Genomic DNA, 25,204 nt, shown 5'->3' with positions numbered 1-25,204 from the left:
CCAGCCGGGGCGCGTCAGCCCTTGACGGACCCCGCGAGGAGACCCCGCACGAAGTACCGCTGGAGGGCGAGGAACACGATGAGCGGGACGATCATCGAGATGAACGCGCCCGCGGACAGGATGTGCCAGTCACCACCACGCGAGCCCGCCATCTCGGCCACGCGCACCGTGAGCGGCGCCACGGCGGAGCCACCGCCCGCGAACGTGAGCGACACGAGCAGGTCGTTCCACACCCACAGGAACTGGAAGATGCCGAACGACGCGATCGCGGGGACGAGGAGCGGCAGGAGCACCTGGAAGAAGATCTTCACGTGCCCGGCGCCGTCCATGCGGGCCGCCTCGATGAGGGACCGCGGGATCTCCTTCATGAAGTTGTGCAGGAGGAAGATCGCCAGCGGCAGCGCGAAGATCGAGTGGGAGAGCCACACCGCCCAGAACGTGCCGTTGAGACCCCAGGTGACGTACTGGGACAGCAGCGGGATGAGGGTGACCTGGATCGGCACCACCTGGAGCGCGAAGACGGCGATGAAGAGGATGTTCTTCCCGCGGAAGTCGATCCAGGCGAAGGCGTAGGACGCGAGGAGCGCCAGCGTGATCGGGATGATCACGGCCGGCAGGGTGATGACGAAGGAGTTGACGAAGAACGTCGACAGCTGGGTCGAGCTGCCGAACAGCGCCGCCTCGTAGTTGTCGAAGTTGAACCAGGGCCGGGTGAGCGTCGTCCACCAGCCGCTGCTGCGGATGTCCTGCTCCGGCCGGAACGAGGTGATGAGCAGGCCGAGGGTCGGCGTGGTCCACAGGATCGCGATGACGATCGCCGTGAGGGTCGCCCACGGGGACGTGAGCCGCTTCTTCGCCAGGCCGGCACGGCGGTCGAGCCGCGACATCTTGCCGACGGGCCCCGGGTCGCTGGTGGGCTCGTCCTCGTCGACGAGGTGCACGGGGGGAATGGGGACACTCATCGGATCTCCTCCGTGATGCGCAGCTGGCGGACATTGTACATCACGATCGGGATGACGAACACGAACAGCACCACGGCGAGAGCAGCGCCGAAGCCCTGCTCACCCTGCCGGAAGCTCTGCGTGTAGAACTCGTTCGCCACGACGGAGGTGCCATAGTTCCCGCCGGTCATCGTGCGGACGATGTCGAACACCTTCAGCGTTCCCATCGCGATGGTCGTGAGGACGACGACGAGGGCGGGACGGATGCTCGGCACGGTGATGAACCGGAACATGCCGACGCCGCCGAGGCCGTCGAGGCGGGCCGCCTCGGTGATGTCGTCCGGGATGGCCTTGATGGCCGCCGAGAGGATGGTCATCGCGAACCCGGTCTGGATCCAGATCATCACCGCGATGAGGAAGAAGGTGTTGAAGGGCTGGTTGAGCAGGAACTGCTGGGGCTCCTGGCCGAGCCACACGAGGATCTGGTTGAGCAGACCCACCTGCGGGATCCCTTGCTGCGCCGGGCGGTACTCGTAGACGAACTTCCAGATGATCCCGGCACCGACCATCGAGATCGCCATGGGAAGGAAGATGAGCACCTTGGCGAACTTCTCGAACCGCGTGCGGTCGACGAGCACGGCGTAGAGCAGCCCGAGGAACGTCGAGACGAGCGGCACGAGGATCACCCACAGCGCGGTGTTCGTGAGCACCTGCTGGAAGGCTTCCTGGGTGAAGGCCTTGACGTAGTTGTCGAGCCCGACGAAGTTCTCACCGTTGCGATCGAAGAACGAGCGGTAGATGGTGCGCACGCCCGGGTACACGAGGCCGAAGAGGATGAGAAGCACTGCCGGGCCGAGGAAGCCGACGGTGACGACCCACCGCGGCGGGTTCTTGGGCCGGTCGACGGCGAACAGGACAGCGCCCATCACCGCGACGAAGAGCAGGATCGCGACGACCATGACGAAGAGCTTCTCGGTCGTGGTGTCTGCGTGGAGCAGCCAGTCCATCAGGGCCTCCGTACTACCCGTCCTCGCGCACGGGATGAGATGAGCATGACATGGCGCGTTCCGGCCGCACCGGGGTGAGCAGGGACCCGCTGCGGGCCCCTGTCGGTCCTACGCCAGCGGGTGGCCCACGCCGTGGGCCACCCGCTGGTCACGCTCAGGTCAGGACGTCGGCCAGGAAGCCTCGATGGAGTCAGCGACCTCCTGCGAGCTCTTGTCCGAGGCGAAGAACGCCACCATCTCGGTCCAGAACGTCCCGGCCCCCACGCTGCCCGGCATGAGGTCCGAGCCGTCGAAGCGGAACTCCGACTCCGGGTCGGCAAGCAGATCCGCGGACTGACGGTCGAAGTCCGTCGCGAGGAGCTCGGAGTCGAGCCCGGTGTTGGCGCTGACCCAGCCGCCACGGGTCGTGACGGCGGCCTTGACGTTCGCCCAGTCGGCGCTCGAGAGGTACGTCTGGAAGGCCTGGACCTCCGGACGGTCGTCGAACGCGACGACGAACTCGCCACCACCGAGGATCGGCTTCTCGCCCTCGGTCATGGACGGCAGGTAGAACGCGTAGACGTCACCGTCCTCGGCGACCTCCGTGCCCTCGGGCCACTGGTTCTGGTAGAAGTTCGCCGCGCGGTGCATCCAGCAGTTGCCGTCGAGGATGGGCGCTCCGGCGCCGTCCCACTCGGTGGCCGCGATGGACTGGACGTCGCCGAACCCGGCGTTCACGTACGTGTCGTTCTTGAGGATGCCCGCGACCTCGTCGAGCGACTCGACGATCTGCGGGTCGTTGAACGGGATCTCGTGGGTCGTCCACTGGTCGTAGGTGTCGGGTCCGGCGACGCGGAGCACGACGTCCTCGACCCAGTCGGTCGCGGGCCAGCCGGTGGCGTCACCGGAGGCGATCCCGGCGCACCAGGGGATGTTGCCGTCGGCGACGATCTCGTCGGACAGCGCGATCATCTCGTCCCACGTGGTCGGGATCTCGTAGCCGGCCTCCTCGAACATCGAGGGCGAGTACCAGACGTACGACTTGACGTTGGCGCCGAGCGGAGCGGCGTAGAAGGTCCCGTCCACCGTGCCGTAGTTCTTCCACGACTCCGAGAAGAACTCATCGACGTTCGCCGCGGTCGCCGCGGGCGCGGGCACGGCAGCGCCCGTGTCGGCGACGATCGTGCTGAGCAGACCCGGCTGCGGGATGTAGGCGATGTCCGGGGCGTTGTCCGCCTGGAGCCGGACGAGGAGCTGAGCCTCGAACTCGCGAGAACCCTCGTAGTTGACGGTGACGCCCGTGCACTCCTCGAACGGGTCGTAGGAGGCTTCCTGGTCCTGCTGCTCCGGCTCGACGATCGACGTGTAGACGGAGACGGTCTTGCCGTCGAGCTCGCCGAACTCCTCGTAGACCGAGCAGTCGATCTCGGGGACGTCCACCGCCACGGAGTCGTCGGAGCCGCCAGCGACGTTGTCACCGTCGTCGCTGCTCGGGGCGCACGCTCCGAGCATCAGGGCGACCGCGGCGCCACCGGCTACCGCAGCGGAGCTGCGTCGCATCGAATTTCTCATCATTGAGTCCTCACTCGTGGGTCGGTGCTCCTGTCGACGGGCACGCCGTGCTGCTGGGCGTTCCCCCGCCTTCCACCCCATGCAAGCCGTTACGGCACGTGTGCGCAAGCAGTGCAACTTGTCACGGCATAACGATTGCGTCACGCAACCGGGGGCAACAGTGCAGGTCACGCCCGTCTACGCACCCTCGCGGCTCATCCGCGGAGCAGGCTGCGCAGGACCGGGACGGCGCCGTCGTCGGCGATCGACAGGGTCACCTCGTCCGCCGCCGCGACCACCAGCGCGTCCGCGTGACCCATCGCCACGCCCCGCCCGGCCCACCCGAGCATCTCGATGTCGTTGCCACCGTCACCGATGGCGACGGTGCGCTCCCGCGGCACGCTCCACAGCGCGCGCAGGCGTTCCAGCGCCGAGGCCTTGGTCACCCCGGCGGGCGCCAGGTCCATCCAGCGCCGGCCCGCGATGACGAAGATCGTGGCCGTGAGGCCGAGCGCCCGGACCGCCGCGCGGAACGCTCGCGACGGTCGCTCGGCATCGGCGACGACGACCCGCGCGGTCCGGAGCGCGCACAGGTCGTCGAACTCGACGACCGTGTGCAGGCCATGGAGGTTGCGGTCGGCGAAGTCCGCGGTCACCCAGTAGCCCACCCCGATCTCCTCGAGAGCCACCTTCGCGGTGGGCATGTGCTCACGCAGCACGCCCAGGGCGTCGCGCGGGTCGAACATGACGACGTCGTCGATCTCGAACTCCACGTCTATGCCCAGCCGCGCCGTCACGGACCCGTTCGAGCACACGACCCAGCCGTCGGTGATCCCGAGGTCCTTCGCGACGGGCAGGAGCGCGACGAGCGGGCGCCCGGTCGAGAGCACCACGCGGTGCCCGGCGGCGCGCACCGCCGTCACCGCCTCCCGCACCTCGTCGGACAGGAACTCGTCGGCCGACATGAGGGTGCCGTCGACGTCGAGCGCGACGAGCATCGGGGAGTCTGCCGTCATCGGTGCGGTCACGCTGTCACAGGTTCGAGGACCTCGAGACCGCCGAGGTACGGCCGCAGGCCCACGGGGACGCGGACGGAACCGTCGGCCTGCTGGTGGTTCTCGAGGATCGCGACGATCCAGCGCGTCGTGCCCAGGGTCCCGTTGAGCGTCGCGACCGGGCGCGTCTCACCCGAGGCGGTCCGCTCGCGCGTCCCGAGGCGGCGCGCCTGGAAGGTCGTGCAGTTCGACGTCGAGGTGAGCTCGAGGAAGCGGCCCTGCGTCGGGAGCCACGCCTCGCAGTCGAACTTGCGCGCGGCGCTCGAGCCGAGGTCGCCCGCCGCGGTGTCGATCACCCGGTAGGGCAGCTCGCACGCCGCGAGCATCTGCTCCTCCCAGGCGAGCAGCCGCTCGTGCTCGGCGGCGGCCTCCTCGACCGTCGTGTAGACGAACATCTCGACCTTGTGGAACTGGTGGACGCGGATGATCCCCCGGGTGTCCTTGCCGTACGAGCCCGCCTCGCGCCGGTAGCAGGCGCTCCAGCCCGCGTACCGCTTCGGTCCGGCCGACAGGTCGAGGATCTCGCCCGAGTGGTAGCCCGCGAGCGCGACCTCGCTCGTGCCCGTGAGGTAGAGGTCGTCCGCCTCGAGCCGGTAGATCTCGTCGGCGTGGGCGCCGAGGAACCCGGTGCCGGCCATGACCTCGGGCTTGACGAGCGTCGGGGTGATCATCGGCGTGAAGCCCGCGCTGTACGCCTGGTCCATCGCGGCGTTGAGCAGGGCGAGCTCGAGGCGCGCCCCGATGCCGGTGAGGTAGTAGAAGCGCGCACCCGAGACCTTGGCCCCGCGCTCGGTGTCGATCGCGCCGAGCCGCTCACCGAGCTCGAGGTGGTCGCGCGGGACGAAGTCGGCGCCGTACTCGGCCGCGAAGTCACGTGGCGTGCCCTCCGTGCGCAGCACGACGTAGTCGTCCTCGCCCCCGGGCGGTGCACCCTCGACGATGTTGGGGATCCGCCACGTCAGCTCGTCGAGGACCCGCTGGGCCTCGTCCGCCGTCGCTTGCAGCGCCTTGACCTCGTCGGCCACCGCACGCGTGCGGGCGAGGATCTCGGCCTTCTCGGCACCGGCAGCGCGGGCGACCTGCTTGCCGAGCGCCTTCTGCTCGGCCCGCAGCTGCTCGAACCTCGTGAGAGCGGACCTGCGGCTCGTGTCGGCCTCGAGGAGGCGGTCGACGAGCTCGGGGTCGTCGCCCCTGGCGACCTGGCTCGCACGGGCAGGTCCGGGGTTGTCGCGAATCATGCGCAGATCGATCACCGACCAAGGGTATCCATTCGGCGGTGGTGCGCCGGGGCACCGCGCCCGGGCGCGCCGCGGAGCACGGGGCCCTCCGCACCGGGCAGGGGTGAACCAGAGGGCCTACGGTGTGGCCATGGAACTGGAAGCCTGGCTGCTTGTCGCAGCGGTCGTCGTCGCGCTCGTGGCCATCGTGCTGTCCGTGGTCGTCGTGCGCCAGCAGCGCGCGCTGCGCGCCACGCTCGCCGAGGACGCCCGGCAGCGGGCGGAGGCCAGCGCGGCCCCGGAGCCGGCGCCCGGGCCGACCGGTCCCCTGCTCGCGTTCGTCGCGAACCCGTCGAAGAGCGGAGCGGACGCCCTGCGCCCCGCCCTGTTCGCGAGGTGCGCCGCGGAGAACCTCCCCGAGCCGCTGTGGATCGAGACGTCGGTCGAGGACCCGGGCGTCGGGCAGACCCGGGAGGCGCTCAGCAAGGGAGCGGACGTCGTCGTCGCCGTCGGCGGCGACGGGACGGTCCGCGCGGTCGCCGAGGGCATGGTCGGCACAGGCAAGCCCATGGCGCTGCTGCCCCTGGGGACGGGCAACCTCCTCGCCCGGAACCTCGACATCTCCGTCACCGACGTCGAGGCCGCGTTCGACATCGCGCTCACCGGCATGGACCGCACGATCGACGTCGGATGGCTCCAGGTGGACACCCCTGCGCCCGCCCTGCCGCCCCTCGACAAGAACGGCCAGGAGATCCCCGAGGACGGGGACGAGGTGCCCCTCGAGGGCACCCCGGTCGACAAGGCTCCGGCCGAGGAGGCCAAGCACATCTTCCTCGTCATCGCCGGCCTCGGGTTCGACGCCGCGATGGTCGCGGACGCCGATGCCAACCTCAAGGCGAAGATGGGCTGGATGGCGTACTTCGTCGCGGGCGTCAAGCACCTGCACGGGCGCCGCCTGCAGATCTCCGTCGCGCTCGACGACAAGGCTCCCGTCTCCATGAAGGTCCGGTCCGTCATGGTCGGCAACTGCGGCCGCCTGCCCGGCGGCATCACGCTCATCCCCGACGCGCTCATCGACGACGGCGTGCACGACGTCGCGGTGATCGACACCCGCGGCGGCATCGCCGGGTGGGCGCAGCTCCTCGGTGAGGTGACCATGCAGCGGTTCGGGATGAGCAACGACCTGCCCAACAAGATCGGGCGCATCGACCACACCCGTGCCGAGAGGGTGCGCCTGCGCGTCGAGGGCGGGGAGCAGGTCCAGGTCGACGGAGACGTCCTCGGCCGGGCGGTCGACTGCCACACGTGGGTGGAGCCGTCGGCGCTCGTCGTGCGGGCACCCATCCCCACGCTCTCCGCGAAGTAGCACGCCGGACGGTGCCGGACACCCGCGTCTACGCTGGTCCGGTGCACCGACCACTGTTCCTGCCCCGACGGCGCCGCGCCGCGGGACCCCGCCGGGCCGCCCGGGCCGCGCTCCTCGCGACGTTCCTGCTCGTCGGCACCGGCGTGGCACCCGGTGCGGCAGCGGGCCCGGCGGACCGGCCAGCCACCCCGCCGGCGGCCGCCCCCACGAGCGACGAGCGCGTCGTGCTCGTCGGGACCGGCGGGATCTCCTGGGCAGACGTGTCACCCGAGGCCACCCCCGCCCTGTGGTCCGCGGCCGCCGACGGCGCCGCCGGAAACCTCATCTCCCGCAGCGCGGACAGCTCGACGTGCCCCGCGGACGGCTGGCTCGCGGTCTCGGCGGGCAACCGCGCCGCCGACGCGTTCAACGCCCGGTCCGCACCCTGCCGCCTCATCGAGAACCCCGAACCGGGGACCGGCGTGGCCGTCCCCGGCTGGGACGAGTACCTCGCGGCCGTCGACGAGCAGTCGTTCGACGCGCGGCCGGGCACGCTCGGCGACCTCGTGGCCGAGGAGGGCCTGCCCGCCGCGGCGCTCGGACCCGGTGCTGCTGTCGCGCTGGCCACGACCGAGGGACTCGTCGCCGGCAGCTACACGCCGACGACACCCGGGACGAACCCGACCCCCGCCAACACCTCCCTCGGGCCCGAGGTCGCGCGCGCGCTCGACGGCGCCACGCTCGTCGTCGTCGACGCCGGCTCCGTGCGGGACGAGGGATACCCGGTGGAGGCCAAGCCCGTCGACGAGAGCCTGCTGCCCTCCGAGGAGCCCTCGGAGGAGGTCGAGGAGGAGGTCGCGGAGGAGGTGAGGCTGGCGCAGCACGCCGCCGACGTCGCCGCCGTCGACGAGACGCTCGCCGCGGTGCTCGCCGGTGTCCGTGAGCACGACCCGGACCTGCGCAGCACGACGGTGATCATCGCCTCCCTCGCCGACCCCTCCACGACCCCACGCATGCAGGTCGCGGTCATGCTCGGAGCCGGGCAGGAGGTCGGCCTGCTCACCTCCCGATCGACCCGACAGCCTGGGTACGTCCAGGCCACCGACGTCCTGCCGACCGTCCTGACGGCCCTCCACATCGCGGACGACGCCCCCACCGGCGTGCTCGTGGGATCCCCGTGGACGGCGGACCCCTCCACGCTCGACACAGCCCAGCGCATCGCGGCCCTCACCGACGCGGAGGACCATGCGCTCGCCGCCCGGCCGCTCATCCCCGTCTTCTTCCCCCTCTACGTCGTCGTCAACCTCCTGCTGTTCGCCGCGGTGTCGTTCGCGTTCAGCCGCCGCTTCATCGAGGCGGTGGGCCGCGGTGGCCCCGACACGACGGCCCGCAGCAGCGGCCGCCTCACCGACCGCCTCGCGCCGGCCATCAGCAAGGTGCCCGTCATCGTCCTGACCGTCCTGCGGGCGCTCGGCATCGCGATCGCCGCCATCCCCGTCTCGACGCTCCTGGCGAACCTCAGCCCGTGGTGGCGGGCCGGTGCTCCGTCGATGGCGCTCCTGGGTCTCGTCGTCGGGTGGATCCTCGCGATCACGGCGCTCGCCGTGCTGCCCCCCTGGCGGACCTGGCTGTTCGGCCCCGTCGGCGTCGTCGCGACGATCACCGCCGTCGTGCTCGCCGTCGACGTCGCGACCGGGGCACACCTCCAGGTCTCTGCCCTCATGGGGGTCCAGCCGACCGTGGCCGGGCGGTTCTACGGGTTCAACAACACCGCTTTCGCGCTGTTCGCGACGACCACGGTCCTGCTCGCTGCGGCAGCGAGCAACCGGCTCGTCGAGCTCGGCAGGCGCCGGCTCGCGGCGCTCGTCATCGTGGTCATCGGTCTCGTCGCGGTCACGCTCGACGGGTCCCCGAGCATCGGCGCCGACTTCGGGGGACCACCGGCGCTCGTCCCCGCCTTCGCGATCCTCGCCCTCCTCGCGGCGGGCGTCCGGCTCACGTGGCGGCGCGTCCTGCTCGTGCTCCTCGTGGGGGCCGTCATCGTCAGCGGGTTCGCTCTCGTCGACTGGCTGCGGCCCGCGGGCGACCGCACCCACCTCGGGCGGTTCGTCGACACGGTGCTCGACGGTGGCCTGGTCGACGTCGTCATGCGCAAGCTCGAGGCGAACTTCCGCACCCTGCGCAACGAGCTCGCGCTCGTGGGCATCGCCGGGATCCTCGTCATCGTCCTCGTGCTCGGCCGCCCGTTGCACACCGCCTCCCGCGCACCGGACAGCACCCCGTACCGGTGGCTCACCGAGGGCGCGCCGCTCAGGCAGATCAACAACGACGCCCCGATGTTCACGCCGGGTGTCGTGTGCACGATCATCGCCCTGGGCATCGGGACGCTCGTCAACGACTCCGGGATCGTCATCCTCGCCGTCGGCATGTCCGTGCTCGTCCCCCTGCTCACGGCGACGTACGCGAGCTGGATGCTCACGCTGCGCCGCACGACGCTGCGGGCGGAGGCGCGGGCCGCACTCCTGGGAGACACGGCCGGCGGGAGCACCGACAGCTGACGACCAGGTGCTGGACGGGACGGACCGCGCTACCTTCGAGGCCCCGCTCCCGATCCGAGAGGTCACGTATGCCCACCATCGGCTTCCATGCCTCGCACGAGCAGGTCCACCCCCGCGCACTCCTCGACGCCGTCCGGCGCGCCGAGGCCGCCGGGTTCGACGCAGCCATGTGCTCCGACCACTTCGCCCCCTGGAGCGAGCGCCAGGGTCACTCCGGGTTCGCCTGGGCGTGGCTCGGTGCCGCGCTCGAGGCCACCAACCTCAGGCTCGGCGTCGTCAACGCGCCCGGCCAGCGGTACCACCCGGCCATCGTCGCGCAGGCCGCGTCGACGCTCGCCGCCATGTATCCCGGCCGCTTCTGGGCGGCCCTCGGCTCCGGCGAGGCCGCGAACGAGCACATCACCGGTGACCCGTGGCCCCGCAAGGACGTCCGCAACGCCCGCCTCGCCGAGAGCGTCGAGGTCATGCGTGCCCTGTTCGCCGGCAAGGAGGTCAGCCACGACGGCCTCGTCACGGTCGACCGTGCCCGGCTGTGGACCCGGCCCGAGACTCCCCCGCCCCTGCTCGGCGCCGCGGTGAGCACGGCGACGGCCGCCTGGGTCGCGGGCTGGGCCGACGGCCTCGCGACCATCGCGCAGCCCCGTGAGCACCTCGAGGCGATGATCGAGGCGTACCGGGGAGCCGGTGGCCGCGGCCCCATCGTGCTGCAGGTGCACGTCAGCTATGCGCCCACGGACGCAGAGGCCCTCGACATCGCCCACCACCAGTGGCGCACCAACGTCTTCTCGCCACCGGTGTGCTGGGACCTCGACACGCCCCAGGCGTTCGACGAGGCCGCCAAGCACGTGACGCCGGAGGACATGCACTCCTCCGTGCTCATCTCCTCCGACCCGGCGCGGCACACCGACCAGCTGCTCGAGTACGCGTCCCTGGGCTTCGACGAGATCTACCTCCACCACGTGGGTGCCGAGCAGACGCAGTTCATCGACGTCTTCGGCGAGCACGTCCTGCCCCACCTGCGGGAGGCCTCATGAGAGTCACCGACACCTCCGACCTGTGGTGGAAGACGGCGGTCGTCTACTGCCTCGACGTCGAGACGTTCATGGACTGGAACGACGACGGCGTCGGCGACCTCGACGGTCTCGCGCACCGCCTCGACCACCTCGCCGAGCTCGGCGTGACGTGCCTGTGGCTCATGCCGTTCTACCCGACGCCCGACCGCGACGACGGCTACGACATCACCGACTTCTACGGCGTCGACCCACGCCTCGGGCACCACGGCGACGTCGTCGAGATCATCCGCACGGCCCGCGACCGCGGCATGCGGGTCATCGCGGACCTCGTGGTCAACCACACCTCGGACCAGCACCCGTGGTTCCTGTCCGCGCGCTCGAGCAAGGACTCGCCGTTCCGCGACTTCTACGTGTGGCGCGACGACGTGCCCGAGGACGCACCCGAGACCGTCTTCCCCGGCGAGGAGGACGGGGTGTGGGAGTACGACAAGAAGACGAAGCAGTACTACCTGCACCGGTTCTACAAGCACCAGCCCGACCTCAACGTGTCGAACCCGCGCGTGCGGGAGGAGATCGCGAAGGTCATGGGCTTCTGGCTGGAGCTCGGCCTGTCCGGGTTCCGGGTGGATGCCGTCCCGTACCTCCTCGAGCCCTCCGCCGCGGACAGCGGTGCGACGCCCGGCACGACGGGCCAGGACACCGACTCGTCCGGCGCGTACGGCGACCCGCACGACTACCTCCGGGCGCTCCGGGCGTTCCTCGGGCGCCGGACCGGAGACGGCATCCTGCTCGGGGAGGTCAACCTGGAACGCGCCGAGCAGCTCGAGTACTTCGGCGGGGACGCGGGTGACGAGCTGACCATGCAGTTCGACTTCGTCGCCATGCAGAAGCTCTACCTCTCCCTGGCACGGGCGGACGCCCGACCGTTGGCCCGGGCGTTGGCGGACCGGCCCCCGCTCGCCCGGCGGTCACAGTGGGCGAACTTCGTCCGCAACCACGACGAGCTCACGCTCGACAAGCTCACGGACGACGAGCGCAACGAGGTGTTCGAGGCGTTCGCGCCCGACGAGGCGGCACGCGTCTTCGGGCGCGGCATCACGCGCAGGCTCCCGCCGATGCTCGCCGGGGACCCGCGCCGCGTGCGGATGGCGTACAGCCTGCTCTTCTCGATGCCGGGCACGCCCGTGCTGTTCTACGGCGAGGAGATCGGCATGGGCGAGAACCTCGCCGCCGGCGGCCGGGAGGCGGTGCGCACGCCGATGCAGTGGTCAGCGGACGTGAACGGCGGCTTCTCCCGTGCTTCGGCGGAGGACCTCGTCGCCCCGGTGCCCGAGGACGGGTTCGCCCCGAAGCACGTCAACGTCGCGGACCAGCGCCACGACCCGGACTCGCTGCTGTCCTTCATGCGGACGCTCGTGCGGCAGTACCGCAACTCCCCGGAGATCGGCTGGGGCGAGCTCACGGTGCTCGAGCAGCCGCACGACGCGGTGCTCGCGCACAGCGTCACGGGTGCGGGCGGGCAGGTCATCGCGCTGCACAACTTCGCTGCCGACCCGGTCTCCGTGCCGCTCACGGTGCCCGGGACGGACGCGACGGTGCAGCTCGTCGACCTGCTGGCGGCGCAGACGACGACGCTGTCGGACGACGGCTGCGCCGAGCTCGAGCTGCCCGCCTACGGGTACCGGTGGGTGCGGGTCGTCCGGGAGGACGACCGGCGCCTCATCTGAGGATCAGCGGTCCGCGGACGGTGTGGATCTCGTGACCTTCGCACGGGTCCGGGCCCCCGCGGACCGCACCCGGCGGGCGTTGACCGCGAGCTGGACGTCGCGGTACTGCTTCGCCCGGTGCAGCTGGCCGCGCAGGTCCGTGCCCGACGGTCGGTGCCGCAGGTCGCACGGGACCTCGACCACGACGTACCCGAGCCGCAGGAGGTCGATGCTCAGCCCGGTCTCGACGCCCCAGCCACGGGCGAGCGGCGTCGCCGCCTCGAAGGCCTCGCGCGTCAGGCACCGCATCCCGGAGAGCGGCTGCGTCGGTGTCCAGCCCGTCATGGACGCGATGGCCCGACGCGCCGCGCCGACGACGATCCCCCGGCCACCGGCACCCGGCTGGGGTGGCAGCAGAGCGATCGACATGTCTGCCCGGCCCTCGAGGACGGGCACGACGAGCGGAGCGGTGTTCACGGCCGTCTCCGCGAGGTCCCCGTCGATGAACAGCAGGAGGCGCGGCGGACGGTTGGGGGCGTCACGCATCGCGACGACTGCGGCACCCGTCTCCATCGCCGCGGCCTTCCCACGGTTGTGGGAGTGGCGGACGACGACGGCTCCGGCGTCCCGGGCGACGTCCTGCGTGTTGTCCTCGCTCCCGTCGTCGACGACGAGCACGAGGTCCACGTGCGGGATGGCCCGAGCAGCGCGGACCGTCTCGGCGATGCGACGCGACTCGTCCTTGGCGGGGATGATGACCGCGACCCGCTGCCGGGCGGACGGGCGACCGCTCGCGTACGGGGCACTCTTCGCCCGGCGGACGACCGCCGGTCGGGTGCCTCTCGTCGAGCCGTCCTGGTCCGCCGGGACGGTCGGGGCGTCGGGGGCACCCGCATGCACCTGTGTGTCGTCGCTCACGTCCCCACCCTAGTCTCCGTCGACCTCCCCCGGCAGGTCAGCGGAGGGTGACCTGCCGGGCGACGATGCCCGCGCGGGCGCGTCGCTCGTTCGCGTCGAGCGGCGCGTCCGTCTCGATCGCGGCCTTGAGCGCGGGCCAGAACGCGACGACGTCGGCCTCGATGTCCTCGGCCTCCGATCCCTTGGGCAGCTCCCACACGGGGATGACGATCCCGGAGGAGCGGAAGGCCCCGAGGAACTTGCTGCCGGCGAACCCGGACTCGCGCTTGGCGTGGAGCCGCGCCACGGCGTCGATGACCGTGTCCTCGCCGTACGGCAGGGACCAGCGCAGGTACTCGCGTGCGCCCATGCGGCACCAGTAGGCGCTGTCGACGCCCGCGAGCTTGCGGGTCTCGACGAGCGAGGAGTTCGCGTCGTCGAGGGACTCCTGGACCTCCGGCGAGATGGGGTTCGTCGGGTCCATCCAGTAGTCGAAGCCCTCGTGGACGGTGACCTCGAACGGGACGGTCGGGTCGAGGATGTCCTGCAGGCGCGGCCCCGGGCCGGGCAGGACGGTGCTCGGCAGCGAGCTGCCGGGCTCGAGCTCCATGGCGTCGAGGATCGTCTGAGCGAGGTCGCGGCTCGCGTCGCCGGACCCGGCGTGGGTCTGCAGCGCGACGAACAGGGCGCCGTCACCGCGGTGCAGGGCAGGCCACCCGGCAGGCAGGACGGTCGTGAAGATGATGTCCCGGGCGCCGTACTTCTTCGTGGTCCGCGCGGTCGCGGTCGCCGCAGGGACGACCTCGCGCAGGGCGACGAGGTCGGCCTCGCCGGGAAGCCCCTCGAAGGGACGCAGCACAAACTCGGGTGACGTGTTCTTTGCCATGTGACGAGACTACCGGGACGGGTCCGTCCCGGGAGCCGGACGCGTCCGGCGCATCCCCTGCCGGACGAACCGGACGCGTGCCAAGATCTGTCCATGGACCCACGCGCAGGCACCCTCGCCCAGCCAGCAGACCTCATCGACGTGGACGCCGTCGTCGGCGCCTACTACGACCTCGCGCCCGACGTCGACGACCCGTCGCAGAAGGTCGTCTTCGGCACCTCGGGCCACCGCGGCTCGAGCCTCGACCACGCCTTCAACGAGGCCCACATCATCGCGACGACCGCGGCCATCGTCGAGTACCGCGCGTCGCGGGGCACCGACGGCCCCCTGTTCATCGGACGCGACACCCACGCCCTGTCCCTGCCCGCGTGGCAGACCGCGCTCGAGGTGCTGGCCGCAGCCGGCGTCGAGACGTACATCGATGCCCGCGACTCCTACACCCCGACGCCGGCGGTGTCGCACGCGATCCTCCTGCACAACGAGGCGACGACCGCCCAGGGCGTGCGCACGAGCGGTCCCGGGCTCGCCGACGGCATCGTCGTCACCCCCTCGCACAACCCCCCGCGCGACGGCGGCTTCAAGTACAACGCCCCGCACGGCGGCCCCGCCGACTCCGACGCGACCTCGTGGATCGCGGACCGGGCGAACGAGATCCTGCGCAGCGGCGTCGGACAGGTGCGGCGCGTGAGCCTCGACCAGGCGCTGGCGGCAGGCACGACGCACCGCCACGACTACCTCGAGGCGTACGTCGACGACCTCGCGACCGTGCTCGACCTCGAGGCCATCCGCTCGGCGGGCGTGCGCATCGGCGCCGACCCGCTCGGCGGTGCGGCCGTGGAGTACTGGGGCGCCATCGGCGAGCGCTACGGCCTCGACCTCACCGTCGTCAACCCACAGGTCGACCCGCGCTGGGGGTTCATGACCCTCGACTGGGACGCGAAGATCCGCATGGACTGCTCCTCCCCGTACGCGATGGCCTCGCTCGTCGAGGCGATGAAGGGCGACGCGCCGTACGACATCGCCACGGGCAACGACGCGGACTCCGACCGCCACGGCATCGTCACCCCCGACGCCGGGCTCATGAACCCCAACCACTACCTCGCGGTCGCGATCAGCTACCTCTACGGCGGGGCGCGCCCCGACTGGGCGCCGGACGCCGCGATCGGCAAGACCCTCGTCTCCTCCGCGCTCATCGACCGGGTCGCCGCCGGCCTGGGCCGCCGGCTCGACGAGGTGCCCGTGGGCTTCAAGTGGTTCGTCCCCGGCCTGCTCGACGGCTCCGTCGGCTTCGGTGGCGAGGAGTCCGCCGGGGCGTCCTTCCTGCGCAAGAACGGCGGGGTCTGGACGACCGACAAGGACGGGATCCTCCTCGCCCTGCTCGGCTCCGAGATCCTCGCGACGACGGGCCTGTCCCCCTCCGAGCACCACGCGCGGCTCGTCGAGCAGCACGGCCAGTCCTGGTACGCCCGCGTCGACGCACCCGCGACGCTCGAGCAGAAGGCGACGCTCGCGCGCCTCGCGCCCGAGCAGGTGAGCGCCTCGACGCTCGCGGGCGAGGACATCACCGCCAAGCTCACGACCGCGCCGAGCAACGGGGCGTCGATCGGCGGGCTCAAGGTGACGACCGAGAACGCGTGGTTCGCCGCCCGCCCGTCGGGCACCGAGAACGTGTACAAGATCTACGCGGAGTCGTTCGTCTCTCCCGAGCACCTCACCCAGGTGCAGGAGGCCGCGAAGGCACTCGTCACGGACGCGCTGGGCTGACGGACCCACTGCACCGACCTGGATGGGGAGGGGTACCTCTCCCCATCCAGGTGGCAGGTCTGCGCACGGGAGTCTGCCTAGGGTCGTGGGACAGGACACATACGTCACCACCCACGACCACACGGAACGAGATCCTCCATGCGCACCTCACGTGTCACCCGTCCCCTGGCCACCCTGACGATCGCCGGGCTCGCCCTCGCCGGGATCGCCGCCTGCTCCTCAGACGAGACGGCACCGGAGACGACGCCGGCCGTCGAGGAGACCGAGGACCCGGCGCCCGAGGAGACCGAGACCGACGAGCCGAGCGAGGACGCGGAGGACGACTCCGACGCTCCCGCCGGGAACGGCGAGGGCGCCGCGTGGGCGAACCCGGTGACCACGCCCGGGGACCTGCTCACGACGATCGAGGGTGACGCCTTCTCCGTCGAGGTGTACCAGGTGGGGACCACGACGGCCCCGAAGGACGGCCTGTTCGTCGACCCCGAGAACAACCTGCCGATCATCGCGGAGGGCGACGAGATCGTGTTCGTCAACTACGTCGTGACGAACACCGGTACCGAGCCGATGCCGATGTCGTTCAACCTCGTCGCCGTCGAGGCGCGCTACGCCGACTGGCCGTACATGCAGGGCATGGACACCATCACGGGCGCTGACCTCTTCGCCTCGATGGAGGTCAACGACTCCGCCATCGCCGTCGGCAACACCGAGGCCCCGTTCGTCCTCGAGCCCGGTGCGTCGTTCTCCTACGGCGAGAACTTCAAGTACCAGGCGGGCTCGCCCATCACCTTCGACGTGACGTACACCCCGGCCGACGACGCGGGCGAGCTCCTGCACGACGAGCGCCAGGAAGCGACCGCGGACGCGACCATCGCCTGAGACATCCCCCCACGAAGGCCTGCACGGGCGGTGACGCCCAGCCCGTGCGGGCCTTCGTCACGCCCGGCCCCGGTCAGCCGAGAAGGTCCTGGTACTCCGCGTGGCGCTCGACGAACCCGTGGACGAACGAGCACTGCGGGTCGACGCGCAGCCCTTGCGCCCGCGCGTGACCGAGGGCCTCGCGCGCCAGGGCCGAACCGACGCCGCGGCCCTCGAACTCCGGCTCGACGATCGTGTGGGTGGTCACCATCGTCGAGCCGTCGAGCTCGTAGGTGAGGAACCCCGCGGTCCGCCCGTCCGCGTCGGCCTCGAAACGCTGCTGCGCGGCGTCGTGCGTGACGGGGAAGCCTGGTCGCGTGTCGTCGTTGCTCATCGGGCCATCATGCACACAGCCTCGTCGGGCCGTCTCGTGATGAGAGACTGAGGTCGTGGGAACGGATGACGGCACGACCGATGGCAGCACGCGCAAGGACGGTGCCAGGGTTTCTCGCAACCCCTACGCCGTGATCTTCCAGCACCCGGGCGCGGCGCGGTTCTCCGCCGCCGGTGCGCTCGCGCGCCTGCCGATGTCGATGGTCGGTATCGGCATCGTCCTCATGCTCCAGCAGATCTACGGCAACTACGCGCTGGGCAGCCGGGTGAGCGCGGCATACATCATCGCCCAGGCGATCTGCTCGCCGCAGATCGCGCGCCGGGTGGACCGTGCGGGGCAGTCGCGCATCATGCGTCCCCTGTTCGCCGTCACGTGCGTCTCCCTCGTGGGCCTCATCCTGTGCGCCGTGCTGCGCGCCCCCGAGGTCACGCTCTACGTGTTCGCGGTCCTCGTCGGGGCGACCGTCGGCTCGGTCGGGTCGATGGTCCGCGCCCGGTGGTCGCACCTCATCAGCGACCCCCGTGAGCTGCACCGTGCCTACTCCTTCGAGGCCGCCGTCGACGAGCTGTGCTTCGTCGTCGGACCGATGCTCGCGACCATCCTCGCGACGAGCGTCACGGCGACCGCCGGGCTCGTCGTGCCGCTCCTCGCGGTCGCGGTCGGCGGTTTCTGGTTCCTGTCCCTGCGGGCGACCGAGCCGCCGCCGTCGGTGCCCGTACCGGGAGTGAAGCGCCGCTCCGTGCTGCGCGACGGCGCGGTGCTCGGCGTCATCGGGGTGTTCATCGGCATGGGTGCCATCTTCGGTGCCACCGACGTCGCGACGATCGCCTTCGCGGAGGAGGCCGGCCAGGAGGCGCTCGCCGGCGTGATCCTCGGGGTCTTCGCGACCGGGTCGCTCATCTCGGGACTCGGGTACGGGGCGCGGCACTGGGTGTCGCCCCTGTGGATCCGGTTCGTCGTCGGGATGCTCGCGATGGCCGCGGGCGTGTCCCTCTTCGTGTTCGTGTCGTCGCTGTGGGCGCTCGCGGGCGTGATGTTCGTCGCGGGCTTCGCCATCGCCCCGACCCTCATCAACGGCAACAACCTCATCCAGACGGTCGTGCCGTCCGCACAGCTCACAGAGGGGCTGACGTGGCTGGGCACCGCCCTCGCGGTCGGTGTCTCTCTCGGGACGTCCCTCGCGGGCCAGCGCATCGACGACGCCGGCGCGCACGCCGGGTTCGAGGTCGTCCTCGTCGCTGCGGCCTTCTCCGCCGTCGCGGCCCTCGCGTCCGTCCCGCTGGTCCGGCGGCGCACCGCGCAGGTGCAGGTGGAGTCCGCGACCCTCGGCTGACGTGCCCCGCGGCTCAGACGAGGGGCGTACCCGCGGGCGGGTCCTCGTCGAGCAGGGCACCACCCTCGTCGGCAGCACGCGCCTTCTCGTCCTCGGTCATCGCCGACCAGGTGCGGTCGAAGTCCGCGACGCCACGGTCCGCGATGGCCTGGAAGCCCGGCATCTCGAGCAGGTCGAGCGCGGGCCGGCGTCCCTCGATGATCTCCGTGAGCTGGTCCCGCGTCTCGCGGTCCTCGGCGCGGTCCCGCAGGATCGTCAGGGACTCGCGGAGCAGACGGTCGCCCGGGCTCCCGACCGGGATCGACGGGAGCGCACGCGGCATCTCCTCGTCGCCCGTCGCGGCACCAGGCCAGGCATCGTGCGGGCTCGTCATCAGGGCACCACCTTGTTGTCGTAGGACGCGGGCAGCGCCATGGTCTCGAAGTCCTGGATCGCGCCGAGGAAGCCGGCGATCAGCCCCACCGAGCCGTTGCACATGTTCACCGCGAGGTCGTGGGCGTCGAGGATCTGCTTGGCCAGGCTGGCAGCCTTCGCGATCGACGCCGCCGTCGCGCCTCCTCCGACGAGCAGCCCGACGCCCGTCCACGAGGACGCCGCCGTCGCGGCCGCGGAGACCGCAGCGATGATGAGCCAGTCCATCGCCTGGCGCAGCAGGGAGTTGATGAGGACTGCGGTCTGCTCCATCCCGGCCGAGACCGAGAGGTACTCGCCGCCCGCGGAGCGCAGCGCGCTCGCCTGCTGCTCGATGGCCGCGGACAGCGTCACGAAGTACGCGTGGGCCGCCTCGGCCGCCTCCCCGTCCCAGTCGGCTCCTGCTGTCGTGCTGGCGCTGTGGAGCTGCGCGGACACCTCGTCGCAGTAGTCCCCGAGGATCTCCAGGCACCGGCCGGCCTGCGAGACCGCGTTCCAGTCCCCCGCGACGGTCTTGGTGACGACCTCCAACGGGCTGTAGCCGAACGCCTGCTTGATGCACCAGTCCACCCAGTAGGACGGGCTGATGTACTGGGAGAACCCGAGCATGTTGTTGACGAGGTCGGGGACGACGGGCGCGTCCGAGGGCGGCACGAGCACGTCGGTCGCGGCGGTCATCGGGGCACCCCCGGGTAGGTCTTGTCGAGCGCCGCTGCCTCGGACGTGTCCACCGTGGCGTAGTGCTGCGCGGTGTCGGACAGCTCGGACGCGGACTGCGTCACGACGGTCGACAGGTGCTCGAGCGCCCCGCGGGCGCCGTCGAGCAGGCCCTGGGCCGCGGAGGCGAAGGTGAAGAAGATCCACCCGTCCTCACCACCGCTCACGCTGCCCCAGGTCGACAGGTACTCCTTGGCCGTCGGCACGCCCTCTCCGAGGTCGCCGACGGTACCCGCGAACGTCGCGACCGACTCCGGCCGCACATAGAACTCCGACACCTGACACTCCCTTCGTCTCCGCCCCAACCTTCCGCAGGTCGCGTGCGGCCACAATGGGGACTGGTGCCCGCCTGCGCGCGACACGTCGGGCGGTGCTCCGTGTGCTGGCATGCCACGATCAGGGGATGCCCGAGCGACCAGCGACACCCCCACGACGCGGCGCGACCGCACCCTCGCCCGCTGGCGATGGCTACGCCGTGCCAGGATCCGACGCCGGACCGAACCGGGCCCCACGTGCGACGGTCGCCTGGGCGACCGCTCTCGTCGTCGTGCTGCTCGGCTCGGTCCTCGCCACGATCCTCGCCAAGCGGGAGAGCGTCGCGGACGCCGTCCTTCCGGCCAGCGGTGGGCCGGTGCCGCTCGAGCTCCTCGGAGCCGGATGGGTCGTCGTACCCGTCGTCGTGCTGCTGGCGCTGCTCGTGACCGTGCGGGCGGACGGCGCGCCGCGGTGGTGGGCGCGGGCGCTCGCGCTCGTGGCCGTCGCGTGGCTCGGGACCGTCGCCGCGTTCCCCCGCCCGGCCGTCTCGAGCCCGGGGTACTACGCCGAGACGTTCGGGGCGGCGGCCGACCGCGTCGAGTCGGTCGCCGACGGCGTGCTCCTCGGTGTCCTGTCGGTCGCCGGCGCCGTCGTGCTCACCGTGCTCGTGGCCGTGCTCGCCTTCCGCGCGCCGCCCGGGTCGCAGGACTGGCCCGTCGCCGCGCGCCGCGCCCGTGCGCGCCGGGTCCTGCGGACCGCCGGGTACCTGACGATCGGGTTCCTCGTGGTGGCCCTCGTCGTCGTGACCGTCGTCGTCGACTGACGCCGGACCGTCGCCGCGCCCCGGACGCTCAACCGCCGGAGGATGGAAGAACCCGTCCGCCTGTGGAGGAGATCCCGTGGTCAAGCACAGCACCCGCAACCAGACCGTCGCCGACCAGCTCGTCGCCCAGATCATCGAGGCCGGTGCCAGGCACATCTACGGGATCGTCGGGGACAGCCTCAACCCGGTGGTCGACGCCGTCCGCCGGGCCGCGAACGACGGCGCGGACATCGCGTGGGTGCAGGTCCGGCACGAGGAGGCAGCCGCCTTCGCGGCCGCGGCGGAGGCCGAGGTCACCGGCAACCTCGCCGTGTGCGCGGGCTCCTGCGGACCGGGCAACCTCCACCTCATCAACGGCCTCTACGACGCCAACCGCTCGAAGGTGCCGGTGCTCGCGATCGCCAGCCACATCCCGACGAAGCAGATCGGGACCCAGTTCTTCCAGGAGACCCACCCGGACCGCCTCTTCACCGAGTGCTCGGTGTACTCGGAGATGGTCTCGTCCCCCGAGCAGGCGCCCCGCGTCTTCGCCACGGCGATCCACCACGCCTACGGTGCGCCGGGGGTCGCCGTCCTCACGCTGCCCGGCGACGTCGCCGACATGGACGCACCCGCCGCCGTCCCGAACGTCACCTCCCGGCCGGCCCGGCCCTGCGTCGTGCCCGACGCCGCAGCGCTCCAGCTGCTCGCCGACGCGATCAACGCCGCCACGAAGGTGACGATCTTCGCGGGCGCCGGCGTCCGGGGCGCGCACGACGACGTCCTCGCGCTCGCGGACAAGATCGCCGCGCCCGTCGGCCACTCGTTGCGCGGCAAGGAGTGGATCCAGTACGACAACCCGCTCGACGTCGGGATGTCAGGCCTGCTCGGGTACGGGTCCTGCCACGAGGCGACGCAGGAGGCGGACCTGCTCGTCCTGCTCGGCACCGACTTCCCGTACGACCAGTTCCTGCCCGAGTCCGTGCGGACCGCGCAGGTGGACATCGACCCCACCCACCTCGGGCGGCGCACCCGGCTGGACCTCGCTGTCGTGGGTGACGTCGGCGAGACCGTCCGTGCCCTCCTCCCCCTCGTCAGACCCGCCCGCTCGCGCAAGTTCCTCACGACGATGCGCAAGAAGCACGTGAAGCAGATGACCAGTGTCGTCGGTGCGTACAAGGGACGGTCCGCGGAGTCCCTCGTCCCCATCCACCCGGAGTACGTCGCCGACCTCCTCGACCAGGAGGCCGCCGACGACGCCGTGTTCACCGTCGACACGGGCATGTGCAACGTGTGGGCCGCGCGGTACATCACGCCCAACGGTCGGCGCCGGATCATCGGCTCGTTCCTCCATGGGTCCATGGCGAACGCCGTGCCGCACGCCATCGGTGCAGCGATGTCCCAGCCCGGGCGTCAGGTCGTCGCCCTCGCGGGGGACGGCGGCCTGTCGATGCTCCTCGGGGAGCTCATCACCATCAAGCACTACGACCTCCCCGTGAAGATCGTGCTGTTCGACAACGCCACCCTCGGCATGGTCCGCCTCGAGATGCTCGTCGACGGCCTGCCCTCGTACGGGACCGACTCGCCGAGCATCGACTACGCGGCCGTGGCGAACGCCATCGGCATCCCGTCCGTGCGGATCGAGGACCCCAGGGGCCTGAGGGCCGCGCTCCGGACAGCCCTCGACCGGCCGGGACCGGGGCTCGTCGACGTCGTCACCGACCCGCGCGCACTCTCGCTCCCTCCGACGATCACCGCCGGTCAGGTCCGCGGCTTCGCCGTCGCGATGAGCAAGGAGGTCCTCGGTGGTGGCCTCGGCGAGGTCGTGTCCATGGCACGGTCGAACCTCCGGAACGTGCCGCGGCCATGACGAGCGGGAACCCCTCAGCGCCTCCGAGCCGCCCGCCAGGCGCCCGTCGACCACAGCGCCCACAGCACGAGGAGGGGTTGGAAGAGCAGCCGCACCGCACGCGCCCGGTCCGAGTCGAGACCGAACGCGTCGGTGTGCGTGACGTACTGGGAGATGTTGCCGGGGAAGATCGCGACGAAGAAGGCAGCGACGATCCAGCCGATCTGCACCTTCTTGCCGGGCAGCACGACGAGCGCCCCACCGAGGCTGATCTCGACGACGCCCGAGACGAGGACGACGGTGTCCGGATCCATCGGCACCCACCCGGGCACCTGGGCGAGGAACTCTTCCCGGGCCACGGTGAGGTGGGTGATCCCCGCGAAGAGCAGGAACCCGCCGAGGGCGAGGCGCCCGACCGTGCGCGGCACCGACCGCTCCGCGACGGGGCGCTCGACCTCCCGCCGGGTGCGGGAACGGGTCCGCCGGTGGCGCGTCGTGTCAGGGCTCATCACCCCAGTCTGGCGGCGGTGCTGCGTCCCGCAACCGTTCACCCGGTGGGTAACCCCATGAGTTGGACGAACATTGGTACAGTCTGCGCAAACTTTCCCCAGTGCAGAGGACGCGCCCATGCTGACCTTCATCATCATCGGGATCGTCGGGCTCTGCCTCGTCCTCGGCTCCATGCTCCTCGGAGAGTTCGTCGAGCTCGGTGACGGGGCGGTCTCCGGGACGTCCCTCGGCGTCGGAGGCCTCGTGTTCGGGGCCGTGGGCATGATCGTCCTCGCCAACGACCTGCCCATGTGGCTCGCCTACGCCGGGTCCGCCGTCGTCGCCGTCCTCGTCGTCCTCGTCGTGCAGATGTTCATCAAGCGCCTGCGGGACACCGAGGACGGCCTGCCCGTCTCGCTCGTCGGGGTGCAGGGGGTCGCGACACGCGACCTCAGCACCTCGGGCGGCGAGGTGTCGCTCGACGCCGCACACGAGCTCGAGCGCCGGCTCGCCTGGGCCGACGAGGCCATCCCGGCCGGCACCCGCGTCGTCGTGCGCGAGCAGTCCGGCAGCCGGGTCCGCGTCGCGCGCGCGACGCCGAACAGCTGATCTTCTCCGGCGCCCAGGCCGGCCCCGCCTGACCCGTCCCCGGTGCCGAGGACGGTTCCCTCTCACGAAAGGAGCCCGCCCCACGCTCCGCGGGGTGGACACTCATGACGAACAACACCATCACCATCGCGGCGGTCGTCGCACTGGTCATCGCGCTCTTCGCGGTCATCGCGTTCGTGGGCAACCGGATCCGGCGGGTGCCCCCGAACGAGGCGCTCGTCATCGTCGGGCGCGGCGCAGGCAAGGCCGCGGCGACCGAGGGGGGCCAGCGGGTCGTCGTCGGCGGACGCGTCTTCGTGTGGCCCGTGCTGCAGCAGGGCTTCTCCATCTCCCTGGAGCAGCGGCAGATCGGCATCACCGTCGAGGGGGTCGACAAGAACCGCATCAAGATCGCCATCAAGGCGTCGATCAACTTCAAGGTCCGCGGTGACGAGGAGGGCGTGCGTCGCGCCGCCCAGCGGTTCCTGTCCCAGCAGGGCACCCTCACCGAGATCATCAAGGAGTCCCTCGAGGGCTCGCTGCGGTCCATCGTCGGGGACATGACGATCGAGCAGATCATCTCCGACCGCAAGGGACTGTCGGACCGCGTCGTCGACTCCACCAAGACCGACCTCTCGGAGCAGGGCCTGCAGGTCGACCTCCTCAACATCTCGGACATCTCCACCCCCGGGTCGGACTACCTCGCGAACCTCGGCCGCGCCGAGAACGCCCGGGCACGCCAGGTCGCCGAGGTCTCCGAGGCCGAGGCGCAGCGTGCGTCCGAGTTCGCCGTCATCGAGGCGCAGGAGCAGGTCGCGGAGCGCCGCAAGGCCCTCGACCTCAAGCAGGCCACCATCAAGGCACAGACGGACCGGGCGAACGCCGAGGCCGAGGCCGCCGGTCAGCTCGCCCGGGCCGAGCAGGACCGGCTCGTGGCCACGCAGCAGCGCGAGGCTCTCGCCGAGCAGGCGAAGGTGACGGAGGAGGAGCTCGACATCTCCGTGCGCAAGCCCGCCGAGGCCGACGCCTACGCGTCCGTCCAGCGCGCCACCGCGGCGCGCGACGCCGCGAACGCCGCCACCGAGGCGGACGCCTTCAAGCGCACGACCATCGCCGGCGCCAACAAGACCGCTGCCCTCCAGGACGCCGAGGCGGCAGCGGAGGCGGTACGCCGCGCCGGTGAGGCCGAGCGTGACCGTCAGGTCGCCCTGTCCGTCGGTGTGCGCGCCGCGGGTGAGGCCCGCGCTGCGGCCACGGAGGCCGAGGGTCGCGCCGAGGCGGCCGCGCTCGACGCGAAGGCGGAGGCGCTGAAGAAGTACGGCGAGGCCGCCCTCGTCCAGGAGCTCATCGAACGTCTCCCCGAGATCGTGCGGGCCGCGGCCGAGCCGATCGGCAACATCCAGGGCATGACCATCGTCTCCACCGACGGCGCGTCGGCCGTGACCAAGAGCGTCGCGTCCGTGCTCAGCGAGGGCCAGGGCGTCATCAAGCAGCTCACGGGCGTGGACATCAACCAGCTCATCACGAACCTCGCGGGAGCGAGTACCGCGAAAGCTGCCAGCGGCCCGAGCACCGGGGCGGGTGCGTAACCT

At 71.3% G+C, this 25,204-nt stretch carries 23 protein-coding genes; 11 read left to right on the top strand and 12 right to left on the bottom strand.

Going from position 1 to position 25,204, the window contains the following annotated elements; genetic code table 11:
* Positions 1–14 precede the first annotated feature (14 nt).
* The 5 genes from AC2AXK_RS04325 to serS all read right to left on the bottom strand — a co-directional run bounded on the left by AC2AXK_RS04325 (position 15) and on the right by serS (position 5,786).
* A complete protein-coding gene (locus tag AC2AXK_RS04325; RefSeq protein WP_484344104.1) occupies positions 15–962 on the bottom strand; it encodes a carbohydrate ABC transporter permease in 948 nt (315 codons plus the stop codon).
* Entirely contained in the window at positions 959–1,948 is a 990-nt protein-coding gene (locus tag AC2AXK_RS04320) for a carbohydrate ABC transporter permease (RefSeq protein WP_484344103.1), read from the bottom strand. The genes AC2AXK_RS04325 and AC2AXK_RS04320 overlap by 4 nt, the downstream gene beginning before the upstream one ends.
* 159 nt (positions 1,949–2,107) lie before the next feature.
* Positions 2,108–3,487 (bottom strand): ABC transporter substrate-binding protein, encoded by a 1,380-nt coding sequence (locus AC2AXK_RS04315; RefSeq protein ID WP_484344102.1) that lies wholly within the window; start codon positions 3,485–3,487, stop codon positions 2,108–2,110.
* A gap of 206 nt (positions 3,488–3,693) precedes the next feature.
* On the bottom strand, positions 3,694–4,506 hold the full coding sequence (locus AC2AXK_RS04310) for an HAD family hydrolase (RefSeq protein ID WP_484344101.1): 813 nt from the start codon (positions 4,504–4,506) through the stop codon (positions 3,694–3,696).
* The gene (gene serS / locus AC2AXK_RS04305; protein ID WP_484344100.1) at positions 4,503–5,786 is read right to left on the bottom strand and encodes a serine--tRNA ligase; all 1,284 of its coding nucleotides are present in this window, start codon (positions 5,784–5,786) and stop codon (positions 4,503–4,505) included. Before serS ends, AC2AXK_RS04310 begins: the two co-directional genes overlap by 4 nt.
* 115 nt (positions 5,787–5,901) lie before the next feature.
* On the opposite strand from serS, the gene AC2AXK_RS04300 reads away from it, so the two are divergent.
* The 4 genes from AC2AXK_RS04300 (at position 5,902) to AC2AXK_RS04285 (ending at position 12,393) form a co-directional block, all read left to right on the top strand.
* The gene (locus tag AC2AXK_RS04300) at positions 5,902–7,116 is read left to right on the top strand and encodes a diacylglycerol/lipid kinase family protein (RefSeq protein WP_484344099.1); all 1,215 of its coding nucleotides are present in this window, start codon (positions 5,902–5,904) and stop codon (positions 7,114–7,116) included.
* Between the two features lie 41 nt (positions 7,117–7,157).
* Entirely contained in the window at positions 7,158–9,653 is a 2,496-nt protein-coding gene (locus AC2AXK_RS04295) for a hypothetical protein (RefSeq protein ID WP_484344098.1), read from the top strand.
* Between the two features lie 68 nt (positions 9,654–9,721).
* On the top strand, positions 9,722–10,687 hold the full coding sequence (locus AC2AXK_RS04290; RefSeq protein ID WP_484344097.1) for a TIGR03885 family FMN-dependent LLM class oxidoreductase: 966 nt from the start codon (positions 9,722–9,724) through the stop codon (positions 10,685–10,687).
* Positions 10,684–12,393, top strand: coding sequence for an alpha-amylase family protein (locus tag AC2AXK_RS04285; protein ID WP_484344096.1), 1,710 nt, complete (start codon positions 10,684–10,686; stop codon positions 12,391–12,393). The genes AC2AXK_RS04290 and AC2AXK_RS04285 overlap by 4 nt, the downstream gene beginning before the upstream one ends.
* 3 nt (positions 12,394–12,396) lie before the next feature.
* Here the strand turns inward: AC2AXK_RS04285 and AC2AXK_RS04280 are convergent, their stop codons facing one another.
* Both AC2AXK_RS04280 and AC2AXK_RS04275 read right to left on the bottom strand, forming a co-directional pair.
* Positions 12,397–13,128 (bottom strand): glycosyltransferase, encoded by a 732-nt coding sequence (locus AC2AXK_RS04280; protein ID WP_484344251.1) that lies wholly within the window; start codon positions 13,126–13,128, stop codon positions 12,397–12,399.
* Positions 13,129–13,327: 199 nt separating this feature from the next.
* Positions 13,328–14,155 (bottom strand): DUF5926 family protein, encoded by an 828-nt coding sequence (locus AC2AXK_RS04275; protein ID WP_484344095.1) that lies wholly within the window; start codon positions 14,153–14,155, stop codon positions 13,328–13,330.
* A gap of 93 nt (positions 14,156–14,248) precedes the next feature.
* On the opposite strand from AC2AXK_RS04275, the gene pgm reads away from it, so the two are divergent.
* Both pgm and AC2AXK_RS04265 read left to right on the top strand, forming a co-directional pair.
* A complete protein-coding gene (gene pgm, locus AC2AXK_RS04270; protein WP_484344094.1) occupies positions 14,249–15,919 on the top strand; it encodes a phosphoglucomutase (alpha-D-glucose-1,6-bisphosphate-dependent) in 1,671 nt (556 codons plus the stop codon).
* A 138-nt stretch (positions 15,920–16,057) separates the two neighbouring features.
* Positions 16,058–16,795: a hypothetical protein gene (locus AC2AXK_RS04265; protein WP_484344093.1), complete on the top strand. Its 738-nt coding sequence runs from the start codon at positions 16,058–16,060 to the stop codon at positions 16,793–16,795.
* Between the two features lie 73 nt (positions 16,796–16,868).
* Here AC2AXK_RS04265 and AC2AXK_RS04260 read toward each other — a convergent pair whose 3' ends face one another.
* Entirely contained in the window at positions 16,869–17,168 is a 300-nt protein-coding gene (locus AC2AXK_RS04260; protein ID WP_484344092.1) for a GNAT family N-acetyltransferase, read from the bottom strand.
* Positions 17,169–17,223: 55 nt separating this feature from the next.
* Between AC2AXK_RS04260 and AC2AXK_RS04255 the strand changes: the two genes are divergently transcribed.
* Entirely contained in the window at positions 17,224–18,501 is a 1,278-nt protein-coding gene (locus AC2AXK_RS04255) for an MFS transporter (protein ID WP_484344091.1), read from the top strand.
* Positions 18,502–18,514: 13 nt separating this feature from the next.
* Here AC2AXK_RS04255 and AC2AXK_RS04250 read toward each other — a convergent pair whose 3' ends face one another.
* From AC2AXK_RS04250 to AC2AXK_RS04240, 3 genes are read right to left on the bottom strand one after another with little or no spacing between them, the layout of a single operon-like run.
* Positions 18,515–18,874, bottom strand: coding sequence for a hypothetical protein (locus AC2AXK_RS04250; protein ID WP_484344090.1), 360 nt, complete (start codon positions 18,872–18,874; stop codon positions 18,515–18,517).
* Complete coding sequence (locus AC2AXK_RS04245; protein ID WP_484344089.1) at positions 18,874–19,590, bottom strand: hypothetical protein; 717 nt, start codon at positions 19,588–19,590, stop codon at positions 18,874–18,876. The genes AC2AXK_RS04250 and AC2AXK_RS04245 overlap by 1 nt, the downstream gene beginning before the upstream one ends.
* Entirely contained in the window at positions 19,587–19,907 is a 321-nt protein-coding gene (locus AC2AXK_RS04240; RefSeq protein WP_484344088.1) for a type VII secretion target, read from the bottom strand. The genes AC2AXK_RS04245 and AC2AXK_RS04240 overlap by 4 nt, the downstream gene beginning before the upstream one ends.
* Positions 19,908–20,104: 197 nt before the next feature.
* Here AC2AXK_RS04240 and AC2AXK_RS04235 point away from each other — a divergent pair, with 197 nt between their 5' ends.
* A complete protein-coding gene (locus AC2AXK_RS04235; RefSeq protein WP_484344087.1) occupies positions 20,105–20,707 on the top strand; it encodes a hypothetical protein in 603 nt (200 codons plus the stop codon).
* A 76-nt stretch (positions 20,708–20,783) separates the two neighbouring features.
* Entirely contained in the window at positions 20,784–22,556 is a 1,773-nt protein-coding gene (locus AC2AXK_RS04230) for a pyruvate dehydrogenase (RefSeq protein WP_484344086.1), read from the top strand.
* Between the two features lie 14 nt (positions 22,557–22,570).
* Here the strand turns inward: AC2AXK_RS04230 and AC2AXK_RS04225 are convergent, their stop codons facing one another.
* On the bottom strand, positions 22,571–23,044 hold the full coding sequence (locus AC2AXK_RS04225; protein WP_484344085.1) for a DoxX family protein: 474 nt from the start codon (positions 23,042–23,044) through the stop codon (positions 22,571–22,573).
* A gap of 118 nt (positions 23,045–23,162) precedes the next feature.
* On the opposite strand from AC2AXK_RS04225, the gene AC2AXK_RS04220 reads away from it, so the two are divergent.
* Entirely contained in the window at positions 23,163–23,633 is a 471-nt protein-coding gene (locus AC2AXK_RS04220; protein WP_484344084.1) for an NfeD family protein, read from the top strand.
* Positions 23,634–23,737: 104 nt separating this feature from the next.
* Positions 23,738–25,201 (top strand): SPFH domain-containing protein, encoded by a 1,464-nt coding sequence (locus AC2AXK_RS04215; RefSeq protein WP_484344083.1) that lies wholly within the window; start codon positions 23,738–23,740, stop codon positions 25,199–25,201.
* Positions 25,202–25,204: the final 3 nt, after the last annotated feature.

This window comes from Sanguibacter sp. Z6_81, from assembly GCF_057180625.1.
Note: the sequence above shows the minus strand (reverse complement) of the source record. Positions and strands in the feature narration are given on the sequence as shown.

What these genes read in the sequence shown, in the direction of transcription:
- AC2AXK_RS04325 (WP_484344104.1), bottom strand. Translation starts at nt 962, where the DNA reads ATGAGTGTCCCCATTCCCCCCGTGCACCTCGTCGACGAGGACGAGCCC.
- AC2AXK_RS04320 (WP_484344103.1), bottom strand. Translation starts at nt 1,948, where the DNA reads ATGGACTGGCTGCTCCACGCAGACACCACGACCGAGAAGCTCTTCGTC.
- AC2AXK_RS04315 (WP_484344102.1), bottom strand. Translation starts at nt 3,487, where the DNA reads ATGCGACGCAGCTCCGCTGCGGTAGCCGGTGGCGCCGCGGTCGCCCTG.
- AC2AXK_RS04300 (WP_484344099.1), top strand. Translation starts at nt 5,902, where the DNA reads ATGGAACTGGAAGCCTGGCTGCTTGTCGCAGCGGTCGTCGTCGCGCTC.
- AC2AXK_RS04290 (WP_484344097.1), top strand. Translation starts at nt 9,722, where the DNA reads ATGCCCACCATCGGCTTCCATGCCTCGCACGAGCAGGTCCACCCCCGC.
- AC2AXK_RS04285 (WP_484344096.1), top strand. Translation starts at nt 10,684, where the DNA reads ATGAGAGTCACCGACACCTCCGACCTGTGGTGGAAGACGGCGGTCGTC.
- AC2AXK_RS04275 (WP_484344095.1), bottom strand. Translation starts at nt 14,155, where the DNA reads ATGGCAAAGAACACGTCACCCGAGTTTGTGCTGCGTCCCTTCGAGGGG.
- pgm (WP_484344094.1), top strand. Translation starts at nt 14,249, where the DNA reads ATGGACCCACGCGCAGGCACCCTCGCCCAGCCAGCAGACCTCATCGAC.
- AC2AXK_RS04265 (WP_484344093.1), top strand. Translation starts at nt 16,058, where the DNA reads ATGCGCACCTCACGTGTCACCCGTCCCCTGGCCACCCTGACGATCGCC.
- AC2AXK_RS04260 (WP_484344092.1), bottom strand. Translation starts at nt 17,168, where the DNA reads ATGAGCAACGACGACACGCGACCAGGCTTCCCCGTCACGCACGACGCC.
- AC2AXK_RS04250 (WP_484344090.1), bottom strand. Translation starts at nt 18,874, where the DNA reads ATGACGAGCCCGCACGATGCCTGGCCTGGTGCCGCGACGGGCGACGAG.
- AC2AXK_RS04245 (WP_484344089.1), bottom strand. Translation starts at nt 19,590, where the DNA reads ATGACCGCCGCGACCGACGTGCTCGTGCCGCCCTCGGACGCGCCCGTC.
- AC2AXK_RS04225 (WP_484344085.1), bottom strand. Translation starts at nt 23,044, where the DNA reads ATGAGCCCTGACACGACGCGCCACCGGCGGACCCGTTCCCGCACCCGG.
- AC2AXK_RS04220 (WP_484344084.1), top strand. Translation starts at nt 23,163, where the DNA reads ATGCTGACCTTCATCATCATCGGGATCGTCGGGCTCTGCCTCGTCCTC.
- AC2AXK_RS04215 (WP_484344083.1), top strand. Translation starts at nt 23,738, where the DNA reads ATGACGAACAACACCATCACCATCGCGGCGGTCGTCGCACTGGTCATC.